The organism is Paraburkholderia nemoris (assembly GCF_905221015.1).
Classification (GTDB): Bacteria; Pseudomonadota; Gammaproteobacteria; order Burkholderiales; family Burkholderiaceae; genus Paraburkholderia; species Paraburkholderia nemoris.
The window spans coordinates 155,423-169,271 of sequence record NZ_CAJNBO010000010.1; the positions used below are offsets into that span (position 1 = coordinate 155,423).

The 13,849-nt window shown below is 60.9% G+C and carries 13 protein-coding genes; 6 read left to right on the top strand and 7 right to left on the bottom strand.

The window, feature by feature from the left end:
- Position 1 precedes the first annotated feature (1 nt).
- Positions 2-1,270 (top strand): isoprenylcysteine carboxylmethyltransferase family protein, encoded by a 1,269-nt coding sequence (locus KHO33_RS17420; protein ID WP_200565356.1) that lies wholly within the window; start codon positions 2-4, stop codon positions 1,268-1,270.
- 208 nt (positions 1,271-1,478) lie between these two features.
- Here the strand turns inward: KHO33_RS17420 and KHO33_RS17425 are convergent, their stop codons facing one another.
- Positions 1,479-2,360, bottom strand: coding sequence for an EAL domain-containing protein (locus KHO33_RS17425; protein WP_200565357.1), 882 nt, complete (start codon positions 2,358-2,360; stop codon positions 1,479-1,481).
- Between the two features lie 435 nt (positions 2,361-2,795).
- On the opposite strand from KHO33_RS17425, the gene KHO33_RS17430 reads away from it, so the two are divergent.
- On the top strand, positions 2,796-3,074 hold the full coding sequence (locus KHO33_RS17430; protein ID WP_054035525.1) for a transposase: 279 nt from the start codon (positions 2,796-2,798) through the stop codon (positions 3,072-3,074).
- A 95-nt stretch (positions 3,075-3,169) separates the two neighbouring features.
- Here the strand turns inward: KHO33_RS17430 and KHO33_RS17435 are convergent, their stop codons facing one another.
- The 6 genes from KHO33_RS17435 to KHO33_RS17460 all read right to left on the bottom strand — a co-directional run bounded on the left by KHO33_RS17435 (position 3,170) and on the right by KHO33_RS17460 (position 9,011).
- Positions 3,170-3,589 (bottom strand): hypothetical protein, encoded by a 420-nt coding sequence (locus KHO33_RS17435; RefSeq protein ID WP_054035526.1) that lies wholly within the window; start codon positions 3,587-3,589, stop codon positions 3,170-3,172.
- A 73-nt stretch (positions 3,590-3,662) separates the two neighbouring features.
- Positions 3,663-4,418 (bottom strand): COG4705 family protein, encoded by a 756-nt coding sequence (locus KHO33_RS17440; RefSeq protein WP_200565358.1) that lies wholly within the window; start codon positions 4,416-4,418, stop codon positions 3,663-3,665.
- 239 nt (positions 4,419-4,657) lie between these two features.
- Positions 4,658-5,356, bottom strand: a complete 699-nt coding sequence (locus KHO33_RS17445; protein ID WP_200565359.1) for a response regulator — start codon at positions 5,354-5,356, stop codon at positions 4,658-4,660.
- Between the two features lie 25 nt (positions 5,357-5,381).
- Positions 5,382-6,764: a sensor histidine kinase gene (locus KHO33_RS17450; RefSeq protein WP_200565360.1), complete on the bottom strand. Its 1,383-nt coding sequence runs from the start codon at positions 6,762-6,764 to the stop codon at positions 5,382-5,384.
- 185 nt (positions 6,765-6,949) lie between these two features.
- Positions 6,950-8,344, bottom strand: a complete 1,395-nt coding sequence (locus KHO33_RS17455) for a sensor histidine kinase (protein ID WP_200565361.1) — start codon at positions 8,342-8,344, stop codon at positions 6,950-6,952.
- Entirely contained in the window at positions 8,334-9,011 is a 678-nt protein-coding gene (locus KHO33_RS17460) for a response regulator (protein ID WP_027778124.1), read from the bottom strand. Before KHO33_RS17460 ends, KHO33_RS17455 begins: the two co-directional genes overlap by 11 nt.
- Before the next feature lie 283 nt (positions 9,012-9,294).
- On the opposite strand from KHO33_RS17460, the gene KHO33_RS17465 reads away from it, so the two are divergent.
- The 4 genes from KHO33_RS17465 to KHO33_RS17480 all read left to right on the top strand — a co-directional run bounded on the left by KHO33_RS17465 (position 9,295) and on the right by KHO33_RS17480 (position 13,814).
- Positions 9,295-10,314 (top strand): ABC transporter substrate-binding protein, encoded by a 1,020-nt coding sequence (locus KHO33_RS17465; protein ID WP_054035531.1) that lies wholly within the window; start codon positions 9,295-9,297, stop codon positions 10,312-10,314.
- Positions 10,315-10,367: 53 nt separating this feature from the next.
- Positions 10,368-11,162: an ABC transporter ATP-binding protein gene (locus KHO33_RS17470; RefSeq protein WP_054035532.1), complete on the top strand. Its 795-nt coding sequence runs from the start codon at positions 10,368-10,370 to the stop codon at positions 11,160-11,162.
- Between the two features lie 17 nt (positions 11,163-11,179).
- A complete protein-coding gene (locus KHO33_RS17475; RefSeq protein ID WP_054035533.1) occupies positions 11,180-12,043 on the top strand; it encodes an ABC transporter permease in 864 nt (287 codons plus the stop codon).
- 208 nt (positions 12,044-12,251) lie between these two features.
- Positions 12,252-13,814 carry an alkaline phosphatase family protein gene (locus KHO33_RS17480; protein ID WP_200565362.1) on the top strand — a complete coding sequence of 521 codons (1,563 nt, stop codon included), beginning with the start codon at positions 12,252-12,254 and terminating at the stop codon, positions 13,812-13,814.
- Positions 13,815-13,849: the final 35 nt, after the last annotated feature.

Here is a 13,849-nt window from a genome sequence, read left to right on the forward strand (position 1 = left end):
CATGAACTCCACTCTGGATAACGTGGCGCACGTGCAGGAGCAGCGGCCGCGTTCGGCGACGCCGTTTTCCGTCGGCCTGCTTGGCATCGCCGTCGGCCTTCTGACGCTCTGGCTGCTACGCGACAGTACTGCGCTGGATGGCGCGCGCCGCAGCACCGCCGCCTGCCTCGCGATCATCGCAACGATCGCCCTATACGAACTGTTCGTCGCACGCGTGTATCTACGCCCAAGCGCGGGACTTACGGGTCAGGCGGTTAGACCGCTCAGCATCGCGCGTGTGGGTTTGCGTCTTGCCGCGCTAGCTTCCGTGTATGTCGGCATCGGCGTGCTCTACTGGCTGCTGCCCGAATATCACGGCACGTTCTATAACCCCTTCTGGTCTCTGATCCGTACGCTCGCACCGTATCTGATCGTGGCCGCGCCGTTTTACTTTGCGTGGATGGACAGGCGTCAACGCGAAGTCGACGATGCCTATATGTTGTGGGGCCGCCTCGTATTCCTCGGGCAGCGCCCAGGTAACTGGAAGCCGGTGCGTGAAATGCTCGCCGGATGGATGGTGAAAGCGTTCTTCCTGCCGCTGATGATCACCTATCTTTCCACCGATGCGGACCATATCGGCGCATCGCTTGCGACCGCCATGAACGCACCGTTCTCGCTTGCAACGTTCAGGTTCATGTACGACCTGTCCTTCACGATGGATCTGATGTTCGGCACGGTGGGTTATCTGTGCACACTGCGCATTCTCGATACCCACGTGCGCAGCGCGGAGCCGACCACGCTCGGCTGGCTGGTTGCACTTCTCTGTTATCAGCCGTTCTGGTCGGTGATCTCGGCCCAGTACATGCACTACCAGGGCGCGATGTTCTGGGACAGCTGGCTGATATCCATGCCCATCATCCGAATCATCTGGGGCACTGTGATTATCGCGCTGGTCTTCTGCTACGCGCTTTCCACTATCGCATTCGGATTGCGGTTTTCGAACCTGACCAATCGCGGCATCATCACGTCGGGCCCTTATCGCTTCACGAAGCATCCCGCCTACATCACGAAGAATCTCTCGTTCTGGATGGTCTCCGTGCCGTTCATCGAACCCATGGGCTGGCAAGTCGCGCTCACGCACTGCTTCGCGCTGGCGTGCGTCAATCTGCTGTATTTCATGCGCGCTAAAACCGAGGAGCGGCATCTGATGAACGATCCCGACTATCGTGCCTACGCAGAATGGATCGCGAAGAACGGCTTGTTCGCCAGGATCACACGTGCGTTTCAATGAGATGTTTATGCTACGAACGCAGTCGAGCGCATCTTTTGCAACGCACCATTATTTAACCGCGCGAGGATGGTGATGAGTATCTTTGACCGCCTATAGGCAGTCGCCGATGGAAGCAGACGATAGCGCCCGTTGCCAAATTTCCGCGAGCAGCGCGTGCTCGCCTCAACGACATTGCACGCAGGACGTTACGTAACGTCCTCTGCCGTGATCACGATTCGTGGCTTGGCGCCAACACACTGGCGAGCCCGGCCTTCGGGCGAGAGAACAGAAAGCCTTGCACCAACGCCTGTGGCCATGACGCGCTCAACCATTGCAACTGTGCTTTGGTCTCGACGCCGTTCACCACGACCTGCACGTCGAGCGCATGAAGCAGATCCAGCAACGCCGACGTCACTACGCAGGCACGAGGATCACGTGGAAGCGCTGCCATCAACTCAGGCGCGATCGTGACCGTGTCCACATCGAGTGCGCCGAGCAGTGCGAGCGAAGACGCGCCATTGCCCCACTTGCCCAGCGAGATGCCGGTTCCCGCAGCCCGCAGGCCGGTCGTCAAGGTACGCAAAGACAAGAGACGTACAGCATCTGCGCTATCGGGCACTTCGATTTCAAGCAGGTTGCCCGGCACGCCATACGATCGCGCGATGCGCGTGAGGTCGTCGGCAAACGATTCGAGCACGGCTACTTGCGCCGGCACCGTGATCGCAACCGGCAGCAACACCATCTTCGACGCGAGGCAATCGCGCAGCTCACGGCACACACCATCGATGACGAACAAGGCCATCTCCCGCGCGACTTGCGGGTGCTCGAGCGGCATCATGAAAATACCGGGAAGCAGCAACCCGTAGTCGGGATGCGTCCATCGAACCTGCGCTTCGAGGCGCGCCAGCGCGCCGCCTGCCGCGCGATAAGCCCCCTGAAACACGAGATGAAACTCACCCGCGTACAGACCCTGGCGGACACGGCTTTCGAGTTCGCTCAGCGCCATGGCATCGTCGCGCGAGTCGTCCCAATTGGTCTGTTCAACGCAAGCGTTACGCGTGCCGAACATCGTAGCGAGCGATACAGGCTTTTCATAGTCGAGCGATAGCATGGCGTAGGCACAATTTTTTAACCTGGCTAACGCATGCACATGTCGTGCCAAGCTGCACGTTCAATGCGCGACCTATCCATAGCCCTGGCCAACAAGCCCTTTAGTTCAATGGTTTACGGCCATTCGATCAAACCTGGCGACGCGTAATTTCAATCTGCAAACGGTTGTATGAGCGCGGGTGTTACGTAGCGTTTCGCATCGACGTTACGGGAGCAACGCACAAGAGGCTGAACGCGCCGATTACCACAAGTCGATCGCTTCAAACGGGGAAACCATGTCATGCATTGTGAATAATGTCGCTAAACAACAAGCGATGAATGAAGGCTTCGCACCGCAACAATAAAATTTGACCGAGAAAAAAAGATTTACTAGTATCGGCACCAAACGCAGCATGTAACGACTGCGCATTCCCCACACAGTCATTCAAGGCGGCAAATGCTTCAGATTCCCCTCACCGACGCCGATTGGGCGCGTGTTCAGAGTCTTTTTCCCGAGGTTTCGTCAGGTCGCGGGCGGCCCCGTCGCAGTGATCGCGAGATCCTCAACGCGATACTCTGGGTTCAGCAGACGAAGGAAAAGTGGCACAGGCTGCCGGCGACTTTTCCGCCGCAGCAGACTTGTTATCTTCGATATATGGCCTGGAAAAAAGCGGGCGTTCTTGACCAGGTGAACGAGCGCCTGCCACTGTGCGACCACGAGCTTTCAACTTGCTGAATCAGCGGTAATAATTATTTTGCATACCGTATAGATTCAGCGGCGAACAGACGTTTCACAGGTGGCTTCGGCGATCGCTCGTGCCCTTCGGCGCGTCAGGCCTTTCCGTTCATTCGATCCATCATCGCCAGCAGATCGGCGAGCGCCTGCTTGCATTCCGCTGCGTTCGGCGTGCCGGCGCGTAACGCGCTCAGCGCGCGGTCGATCGCTTTGTCGACGGTGTGCCAGTCAGCTGCGGCTCGAGGCTTCAGCGAAGGCTCTGCGTCGTCCCATGCGAGTTCCAGATCCTTGATGCGCGCCTTACCGCCGGCGAGATTGCCTTGGTCGACGAGTACCGCGGTGTCGGCGGCGATCTTGCGGAACGGCGAGAGGTCGCCGAGCTTCGACGCCTTGACGGGCTCAGCCGCCTCGGCCGACGGAAAGCCGATCCCACCCGCCTCGCGATGCCCGAAGCTGATGGCGGAGAGCGCAATGAAAGAAGCGATGACGGCTTTGTTGAGCGTGCGTTGGTTCATGTTTGTGCTCTTCCGTTTGATTCAATATGCGATTTAAAAAAGCTGCGTCTACGACTTGTCGCGCGACGCGCGCTCAAGGTTCACGCGTGGCTATAGCACGCGTGGAGCGCTGTTCGACTGCACTCGCGAAGACGACCAGCACGACGATGGCACTCAGAAAGAGCACGCTCGTATTGATCGTGCCGAGGCCGAGACCGCCGTATGCGCGCGACTGCGAGAGCAGATCGCCGAACGAAGCGCCCAACGGCCGCGTCAAAATGTAGGCAAGCCAGAACGTCAGCACCGGATTCGCGCCGACGTAGTAGATGGCGCACACCAATGCGATTAGCGCGCCGAATGCCACCACACCGATCATGAAGCCGAGCCCCAGCGCTTCTGTGGCGAGATCACCGGCCGCGGTGCCCAGCGCGAAAGTGAACAACACAGCGGCCCAATAGAAAAGCTCCCGCCGCGTCGTATAGATGGTGTGAATCGAGAGTGTTCGCTCACTGCGGTACCAGAGCGCGAACACCACGGCCAGCGCGAGGGAAAACGCGATCGTGCTGGCATAGAGACTGATGCCAAGCTTGTCGGTCAGCGCATCGGTAATCTGCGTGCCGACCACACTGACCAGCACCACGGTCAGCCAGTAAATCCACGGCACGTACTTGCGCATGCGAAGCTGCACGGCCAATGCGGCAATCAGCAACGTGAGCATCATCCCGCCGGTGAGCGCGGTGCCGAGCCCGACGTGCACGGCCAGATAGTCCGCGCCGGTCTCGCCGACGGTAGTCGCCATGATCTTGATTGCCCAGAAGACAAGTGTTGCCTCGGGCACTTTGTTGCGCATCGTGGCAACGCGATAAGTCGAGGTCTCTAGCAAGCGGGTTCTCCCATCAATAGGCATTTAATTCGACGTTGCGAGCAGGCGCGCTTGCGCTCGCTCGATGCGGCGAATAATGCAGTGGGGAACCTTAGGAAGACCTTACGGAAGATGCCGACGAAACGGCCGGATCGCGGCAGCGAAATGGGCGGTCAAGAGGCGTCTTGTGCGAACCTTAAGAAATCCTTAAGGACTGATCTGGTGCGCTATAACGACTCGGCAAACGCTTCGCACGACACTTCTTCGCGCAGGATGTAGCCAAGCCCACGCAAGGTCATGATCTTCGCGCTGGAACTCGCCAGATGCTTGCGCAGGCGGTGAATGTAAATGTCGATGGCATCGGCGCTGGGTTCGTCGTCGAGCGTGAATACCTTGTCCATCAGGGTGGACTTCGAGACGGTCTTGCCCTGCTTCAGCATCAGCGTTTCGAGGATGGCGTGTTCGCGCCGCCGTAACGGCAAGGGCTCGTCTTGCAAGACGAATTCTCGGGAATCGAACAGATAGCGCAGATCGCCGCAGTCGATCGACTGGCCCTTATCGCCGGCCGCCTGACGGCGGATCAGCGCCTTGATGCGCGCCACCAGCTCGCGCGCGTCGAAAGGTTTGACCACGTAGTCGTCCGCGCCGGCCGAGAAACAGGCCACTTTATCGTCGGTCGAGCCGTTGGCGGTGAGCATCAGCACCGGCACGTTGTCGCGTTTGCGTCGTAGACGCGCCAGCACGTCCTTGCCGCCAATGCCGGGCAAGCGCAGATCGAGCAACACTGCGTCGTAGCACTGCATGCCGAGCAGCGTTTCCGCACGCTCGCCGTCCTGCGCCCAGTCAACCACGAAATTCTCGACCTGCATCAGGTTCATTACCCAGCGCGCGAGGTCAGCGTCGTCTTCAACGAGCAGCAGTTTCATCGATTTCCCCTGATTTGGCGGCGCATCACACCGCCGCCGACCATAGTCGCATCTCGACGGTGGCGACCAGGCCGACACCGCCCTCTCCCGGCTCGAGCGTAACCGTGCCGCCTTGCCGGCGGGCGATCTCGCGCACAATCGGCAAACCGAGGCCGGTTCCGTCAGCGTGGCTCGACGCGCGATAGAAACGCTCGAACACGCGCACCCGCGCTTCGGCTTTAATACCCGGCCCATTGTCGATCACCCGCACGATCGCCCTGTCATTACCGCGCTGCGTGTGCACGGTGACGCGGCCACCGGCTTGCGTATAGCGCAGCGCGTTGTCGACGAGATTGGTCACCAGCGCCGCGGTCAGCGCCTCGTCGCCGGTCACGTATAGACCGTCTTCCAGCTCGGCGCCCAGATCGATTTCACGCGACTGCGCGAACGCTATCAACTCCTCCAGCACCCCCGCGATCAACGCGCTCAGATCGACCCGCTCGCGCGTACTGGAGGGCGCGGCGGATTCGGCCTGAGCGAGCAGCAACAGTTTGTTGGTCAAGGTGGTCAGCTTGCGGCTGCTTTTGTGCATGCCGGCCAGTGCTTCGCTGAGCGGCGCGTCCCGATTCTCACGTTGCCTCGCGAACTGGATCTGCGCCACCAGCAGCGCGAGAGGCGTACGCAGCTGATGCGCCGCGTCGGAGATGAATTGCCGCTGCGTCGCGGCCTGCTGGCCCATGCGCGCGATGCACTGGTTGATCGCCTCGACGATCGGTCTTAATTCGACGTGCAAGCGCGCCACGCGTATCGGTTCAAGTTGCGACGCGTTACGATCGGCGACGTCGTCTTTCACCTTCATCAAGGGCCGCAATTCGAAGGTCAGCCCGAGATAGACGAACACCATCGCGAGCACCAGTGTGAGCACCTCGCCAAACAGTTGCGGCCGCAAAAGGCGCCACACCATGGCGTCGCGCGAACCCTCCGTTTTCGCGACCGCAACGACGACTTCTTCGGTGCGGCCCGAGTCGTATAGCTGCCGCACGTAGGTAGCGGCGCGCACGGCACGGCCGTCCTCGAGATGCGTGGAGTACAGCATGGGAACGTCGCCGGCACCGGGCGGCACCGGCAAGTCGGGACTGCCGGCGAGCAGCCGGTGGCCGCTCGCTTCGACCCGATAGAACACGCTGTCCTGTTCCGGTGATTCGAACAGTTCGAGCGCGGCCGGCGGAATCTGGATCGACACGTTGCCGTTATCCCAGTCGATGTCCTCGCCAATGATGCGCATCGACGATAACAACGCGTTGTCCTGAACCAGGTCGGCGGTGGTCTGCGCGTTGCGATACGAAATCATGCCGGAAATGGAAACGAACGCCGCCAGCGGCAGCAGGAGCCACCACAGCAAGCGTCCGCGCAGACTGCCTGAAAACACGATTCGTCGTTCCTCTCTACTGGATGTCTCCGCTATATCCCGCGTGCGCGGTGGGCGTTCGATGAATCGCCTGCCTCAAATTCTAGGGGTACAAATCCTTCTACAGGCTTTCGATCACGCGTTTCCTGTACCGATTGCGGGTTTGTCCCGAGTACTGTTGAAGCCGCCGATCTGACGCGACCGATCTAACCAGCCTGAGATCCTTCCGTCGACGTACGCGGAAACGAGACGGTCACGTGCACGCCTTTGCCGCCCTCACCCGGTTTGAGCACGATCTCCCCGTGATGCGCGTCCGCGATTTCACGCACGATGGCGAGGCCCAGCCCGGTCCCTTCAGTATCTGTCGACGCCCGAAAGAACGGCTCGAACACGCGAGTACGCGATTCGGCTGGAATGCCGGGACCATCGTCCAGCACCGTCACAATGACTGTATCGGCTTCAGCGCTGACCGCCACCGTAACGTGGCCGCCACTGCCGGTATAGCGGATCGCGTTTTCCGCGAGATTGGCGATGAGCGCCTGAAGCAGGCCACGATGCCCTGCCACCGGCGCGGGGCCGTTCAGTTCCGCGCCCAGATCGATGTCCCGGGCCTGCGCGAGCAACGCCAGATCTTCCACCACTTCCATCGCCAGCGGCACCAGATCGACCGTTTCCACCGCCAGTTGCTTGTTGTCGGCCGCCTCGGCCTGCGCGAGCAACAGCAGCTTGTTAGTGAGTCCGACCATCGAACGATTACTGCGGTGCATCGCGGCGAGTGCCTCGTCGAGCGCGGGATTCAGGCCGTCCTGCTGGCGCGCGAACTGCAACTGCGTGCCGAGCAGCGTGAGCGGCGTGCGCAACTGGTGCGCGGCGTCGGCGATAAAACGCCGCTGAGCGGCCACCTGCACGCCGAGCCGCGCGATGCATTGATTGATCGCTTCGACGATCGGCCGCAACTCCGTATGCAGGCGCTCGACGCGAATCGGCTCGAGTTGCATGGGATCGCGGTCGGCGACCTCTTCCTTCACTTTCATCAGCGGCCGCAATTCGAAGGTGAGGCCGATGCAGGCCAGCGCGACCGCCAGCACGATCATCTCGATCTGCCGCACGAGTTGCGGTTGCCACAATTGCTGCGCCATCGCGTCACGCGAGCGCACTGTCTTGCCCACCGTCACCCGTACGCGGCGCGTCGCACCGTTGTCGTACATCAGGCGGACGAGACCGACCGCGCGTACAGGCTGGCCATGGAGTTGGGTGTCGTAGTGATCGGCCGTGTCGGGCGAAAGCACCGCGCGCTGCGGAAAATCCGGCGTGCCCGCCAGCAGGCGGCCATCGTCGACCCGCACGCTGTAGAACACCTGATCGCGATAGGGCGACACGAACACTTCAAGTGCGGCGGGCGGCACATCCACGCGCAGAAAACCGTCCACCCATTCCACTTCGCCGGCGATCATCCGCGCCGACGAGATAAGCTGGTTGTCCTGCACCAGGTCCGCCGTGCGCCGCGCGTTGTCGTATTCCGCTTTGCCGGTGACGAACACGTACAACGCGAGCGGCACCAGCAGCCACCACAGCAGGCGCATGCGCAGGCTATTGGTCATCTTCTTTCTTGCGCAGCAGATAGCCCAACCCGCGCAACGTGACGATCGCGGCCGAACTGCCGTCGAGTTTCTTACGCAGCCGCGAAATGTAGATTTCGACCGCGTCCTCGCTCGGCTCGTCCGCGAGCGTGAAGATCGCGTCGACCAGGGCCGGCTTCGTGACGGTCTTGCCCAAACGCAGGATCAGCGTTTCGAGCACCGAACGCTCGCGCGGCGTCACGTTCAGCGGCGCGCCCTTCAGCGTGAACTGGCGCGTGTCGATGTCGAACGCGAGATCGCCGCACACCACCTCGCTTGCCTTCGAGGGCGACTGGCGGCGGATCGCCACCTTGATGCGCGCGATCAGCTCGCGCACTTCGAAAGGCTTGACCAGGTAATCGTCCGCACCGGCGCCGAGCAGTTCGACTTTTTCGTCGATCGAACCGCTCGCCGTGAGGATCAGCACGGGCGTGGCGTCACCCCGCTGGCGCAAACGGCGCAGCACGTTCTTGCCCGACAGCTTCGGCAGATTCAGGTCGAGCAGGATCACGTCGTAGTGATTGGTGCGCAGCAAGCGGTCGGCGGCGTCGCCGTCCTGCACGGCGTCGAGCGCGAACGCCTCCTGCTCCAGCATCTTCGCGAGCCAGTGCGCCAGCGTGGGGTTGTCTTCGATGAGCAGCAGCTTCATGGGGAGAACGGCGAATTAGGCAACTCAATGCGCGGCAAAAGTCAGGACGCCGATTGTGCCGTAAAACAAGGGCTTTGCGCGCGGCTTGGGTGCTTTGTGGCCCACGTTATGGGGTTTGCCAGGGGGCGCCCCGAAGATTACGGAGGATTTTCGGGTTAACACCCATGATTTGCTCGCAGCCCCGAAAGCTGCCAGAAGGTTTCAGATTTCTATAATCCCCGTCATTCATCCAGAAAGCGCCGCATCCGCACAGGGCGGCGACTAAACCTCAGGAGACTGCTTCATGCGTACCTTGCGCCAGATTGCCGCCGTGTCAGGTGTTGCGTTTACCCTTGCCGCCGCTTCGGCCGCGGCTCACGCGGAGAAGCTGACGATCATGGTCGGCGGCGCCACCAAGATCATCTATCTGCCGGCCAAGCTGACCGAGCAACTCGGCTACTTCAAGGACGAAGGCCTCGACGTCGAAATCCTCTCGCAGCCGGCCGGCGTGGACGCGGAAAACGAACTGCTAGCGGGCGCGGTGCAAGGCGTGGTGGGCTTCTACGACCACACCATCGACCTGCAGAGCAAGGGCAAGGAAGTCCAGGCGCTGGTGATTTTCGGCCAGGTGCCGGGTGAAGTGGAAATGGTCGCCACCAAGTCGGCAGAGACCTTCAAAAGCATGGCCGACTCGAAGGGCAAGACGCTGGGCGTGACCGGCCTCGGCTCGTCGACCAGCTTCCTCACGCAATACCTCGCGCAGCGCGCGGGCGTGCCGTCCACGCAATACACGCTGCTGCCGGTTGGCGCGGACAACAGCTTTATCGCCGCCATCAAGCAGAACCGCATCGACGCGGGCATGACCACCGAGCCGACCGTCTCGCAACTGCTTAAGACCGGCGACGCCAAGGTGCTGGTCGACATGCGCACGCTGGAAGGCACCCGCGCCGCGCTGGGCGGCACGTATCCGGCTTCGAGCTTCTACGTGCAGCGCGCGTGGGCCGAGTCGCACAAGGATGACGCCACGAAGCTCTCACACGCATTCGCGAAGACGCTGAACTTCATCGCAACGCATAGCGCGGAAGAGATCGCCGCGAAGATGCCGAAGGACTACTACGGCAACAACAAGGACCTGTACGTCGGCGCGCTGAAAGCATCGCTGCCGATGTTCACGAAGGACGGCAAGATGCCCGCCGACGGCCCGGACACTGTCCTGAAGGTGCTGTCGGCGTTCAATCCTTCGGTGAAGGGCAAGCACATCGACCTCGCCAAGACCTATAGCAACGACTACGTGTCGGCAACGGTCAAGACCGCGGCGAAGTAACGCCCTCTGCGTCACGCCCTTTCAACATCAAGAGAACTGCGAGGCACCAGCCGATGAATCAACCTCTGTCACGCGATACGCCCGCCATCGAGATGCGCAACGTATCGTGCCGTTTCATCTCTCCGGATGGCAAAGCGACGATCGCGTTGCGCGACTTCAGCATGTCGGTGGCGCGTGGCGAATTCGTCGCGGTTGTCGGCCCAACGGGTTGCGGCAAGTCGACCACGCTCAGCATGATCACCGGCTTGCTGAAGCCCACCACCGGCGAAGTGCGCGTAATGGGCGCACCGGTGGACGGCATCGATCCGCGCATCGGTTTCGTGTTTCAGGCGGACGCCGTGTTTCCGTGGCGCTCGGTCATCGACAACGTCGCGGCCGGCCCGCTCTATCGCGGCCGCTCGAAATCCGCCGCGTACGACGAAGCCAACGAATGGCTGCGCCGCGTGGGCCTCGACAAGTTCGGCAAGCACTATCCGCATCAACTGTCCGGCGGCATGAGAAAGCGCGTGGCGCTGGCGCAAACCTTCATCAACAAGCCGGAAATCCTGCTGATGGACGAGCCCTTCTCGGCGCTCGACATGCAAACGCGCACGCTGATGCAGGACGAACTGCTGCAACTGTGGGGCGGCGCCGGTTCGGTGGTGTTCGTCACGCACGATCTGGAAGAAGCGATTGCGCTTGCGGATCGCGTGTTCGTGCTGACCGCGCGTCCGGCGACGTTGAAGAAGGTGTACGAAATCGATCTGCCGCGTCCGCGCGTCACGTCGGAAGTTCGCTACGACCCACGCTTTATCGAAATCTCGCGCGACATCTGGCACGACCTGCGCGAAGAAGTGCAGATCGGATAACCCAAGGAACGGCAAACATGTCTACAACTCCTCAACAGACGATGCCTTCGGGCATCGATCCCGCGTCGCTCGCGCAAGTCGAACGCGTCGCGCAAAAACGTATCCGCCAACGTCATGCGCTGGTGATCACGCTGCGTATTGTCGTGCTGGTGGTTGTGCTCGGCGGATGGGAATTGTCCGCGCGCCTGAAGTGGATCGATCCGTTCTTCTTCTCGATGCCGAGCGCGATTTTCGATCAGATCATCGACTGGTTCGTGAACGGCACGTCGCAAGGACCGCTCCTGACGCAGGTGTGGGTCACGCTCGAAGAAACCGGGCTCGGCTTCATTATCGGTTCGGTGGCGGGCGTGTTCTGCGGCATCGTGCTCGGGCGCAACAAGCTGCTCTCCGATGTATTCAGCCTCTACATCAAGATCGCCAACTCGATTCCGCGCGTGGTGCTCGGCTCGGTATTCGTGATTGCGCTCGGTCTTGGCATGGCTTCGAAGGTGGCGCTGGCAGTGGTGATGGTGTTCTTCGTCGTGTTTGCGAATGCGTTCCAGGGTGTGCGTGAAGCGGACCGCTACATGATCGCGAATGCGCAGATTCTGGGTGCGTCGCGCCGTCAGGTGACGACCTCGGTGGTGATCCCGTCGGCGTTGAGCTGGATTCTCGCCAGCTTGCACGTGAGCTTCGGCTTTGCGCTGGTCGGCGCGGTGGTGGGCGAATTCCTCGGCTCGAAGCAAGGTATCGGCCTCTTGATCTCCACTGCGCAAGGCGCGTTCAACGCAAGCGGCGTGTTCGCGGCGATGATCGTGCTGGCTGTGGTCGCGCTGGCTGCGGACTATCTGTTGACCGCGGTCGAACAGCGGCTGTTGAAGTGGCGGCCCGCAGCGGTTTGAGTTGACCGTCAAGCCGTAAAAAGAAAAAAGGCGCCGTCGGCGCCTTTTTTTATTTCGCTTTTCACTCATTAAGCATAACGAGGCGAAGCACGACACGCTTTCGCGACGGCGCGTTTTGCGCTACGTTTGCAACGCTGGCATCACCTGAGCGAGCTGACACGGCAGTACGCACGAAGAATCCATCCAATCCCCTGCTGGAGCGATGAATATGAGTGACGTCCAAGACGGCAAAGCAGCAAGCGAGGCAAACACGTCGAATGCAGCGAATGTGCCGAAGGATCGGATCGAACACGTCGTTCTGCTGCTGATGGAAAATCATTCCTTCGATCAGATGCTCGGCTGTCTCGACGAAGTACACACCGGCCTGGATGGAATACGCAACGCCGCGTCGAAGTCCAACGACGACGGCGAAGGCCACACCTTCTTCCCTCAGGTCACACAAGAGCGGCAGATGCGCCACGATCCGGACCACGGATACGAGGCCGTGCTGGCCCAGATCGCGGGAGACAACGGCGGCTTCGTTCGATCGTTCGCGAAGGACTACCCGAAAAGCACCCTTGCCGCGCGGCAAGACATCATGGGCTATTACCCGCGCGGCTTTCTCCCGGCACTACACACGCTGGGCGAGCAATTCACGGTGTGCGACAAGTGGTTCGCATCGTTACCCGGTCCAACCTGGCCGAACCGTTATTTCGCGCTGACGGGTACGTCGATGGGCGAAGTGGGGATGCCAGTAGGGATCGACGCCCTGAATCCGAGGTGGTACACCGAGCAGAACCAGGACACGATTTTCGACCGCCTCAATGACAAGGAGAAAACGTGGAAGATCTACTTCTACGATTTTCCCGCGTCGCTGCTATTGAAAAACCAGCGTCGAGCGAAAAACCTCGCCAATTACCGGCGGTTCGACACGTTCTTCGACGACGCAGCCGGCCCCGCGAACGAGTTTCCCGAGTTCGTGCTCATCGAGCCGAAATACTTCGGCGAAGCACAGAACGACGACCATCCACCGCACAACATCATGAAGGCGGAGAAGCTGATCGCCGACACCTACAATGCGCTGCGCTCCAATCAGGCATTGTGGGAACGCACACTGTTAGTCATCCTGTACGACGAGCATGGCGGCTTTTTCGACCACGTGCATCCACCGTCGAATGCAATGGCGCCCGACGAACACACGGACAGCTTCGACTTCACCCAGCTCGGTGTACGGGTTCCCGCCATTCTCGTCTCCCCATGGTGCGACCCGGGCGTGTGCAATACGCAATTCGATCATTGCAGTCTGCTGAAATACCTCTGTGACAAGTGGGAGCTTGCGCCGCTCGGCAATCGCACACAAGCTGCGGCAAGCGTCGGACTCGCAATCCGCTCAACGGGAATTGCCCGGACCGATACGCCACGTTTTATTCGCGTGACCAATCAATCGCTGATTGCGGAGCATGTAGAGCTCGAAAGGAAATCGTCGAACGGCAATCAGCACGGACTCCATCATTTCGCGGACTTTTTACACGCAGAGTTGGATAAGTTGGCCGCGGACGTGGTGGAGTCCGCTTCGCACCTCGCACTTACCGAAACGGGGTGGGTTCGGCTAAAGAGCGCGCTCGGCTCCGCGATGATGCGGTTTGGCCAGTGGCTCAGCAGAGACTTCTATCAAGCCCGCGATGATCGCGAAGCGCGCACCGGCCAGGCGTTCACGCGGCTCACGCAGTCCTCGAAGGTCCTCGCGAAGGCTCCGCAAGACGGCGCCCCAATTACGGCATCGCGGTCCTAGCAAGCCGCGCGCACGAGAGTGCGTCAACCGAACCC

What these genes read in the sequence shown, in the direction of transcription:
- KHO33_RS17420 (WP_200565356.1), top strand. Translation starts at nt 2, where the DNA reads ATGAACTCCACTCTGGATAACGTGGCGCACGTGCAGGAGCAGCGGCCG.
- KHO33_RS17425 (WP_200565357.1), bottom strand. Translation starts at nt 2,360, where the DNA reads ATGCTATCGCTCGACTATGAAAAGCCTGTATCGCTCGCTACGATGTTC.
- KHO33_RS17430 (WP_054035525.1), top strand. Translation starts at nt 2,796, where the DNA reads ATGCTTCAGATTCCCCTCACCGACGCCGATTGGGCGCGTGTTCAGAGT.
- KHO33_RS17435 (WP_054035526.1), bottom strand. Translation starts at nt 3,589, where the DNA reads ATGAACCAACGCACGCTCAACAAAGCCGTCATCGCTTCTTTCATTGCG.
- KHO33_RS17440 (WP_200565358.1), bottom strand. Translation starts at nt 4,418, where the DNA reads ATGCGCAACAAAGTGCCCGAGGCAACACTTGTCTTCTGGGCAATCAAG.
- KHO33_RS17445 (WP_200565359.1), bottom strand. Translation starts at nt 5,356, where the DNA reads ATGAAACTGCTGCTCGTTGAAGACGACGCTGACCTCGCGCGCTGGGTA.
- KHO33_RS17455 (WP_200565361.1), bottom strand. Translation starts at nt 8,344, where the DNA reads ATGACCAATAGCCTGCGCATGCGCCTGCTGTGGTGGCTGCTGGTGCCG.
- KHO33_RS17460 (WP_027778124.1), bottom strand. Translation starts at nt 9,011, where the DNA reads ATGAAGCTGCTGCTCATCGAAGACAACCCCACGCTGGCGCACTGGCTC.
- KHO33_RS17465 (WP_054035531.1), top strand. Translation starts at nt 9,295, where the DNA reads ATGCGTACCTTGCGCCAGATTGCCGCCGTGTCAGGTGTTGCGTTTACC.
- KHO33_RS17470 (WP_054035532.1), top strand. Translation starts at nt 10,368, where the DNA reads ATGAATCAACCTCTGTCACGCGATACGCCCGCCATCGAGATGCGCAAC.
- KHO33_RS17475 (WP_054035533.1), top strand. Translation starts at nt 11,180, where the DNA reads ATGTCTACAACTCCTCAACAGACGATGCCTTCGGGCATCGATCCCGCG.
- KHO33_RS17480 (WP_200565362.1), top strand. Translation starts at nt 12,252, where the DNA reads ATGAGTGACGTCCAAGACGGCAAAGCAGCAAGCGAGGCAAACACGTCG.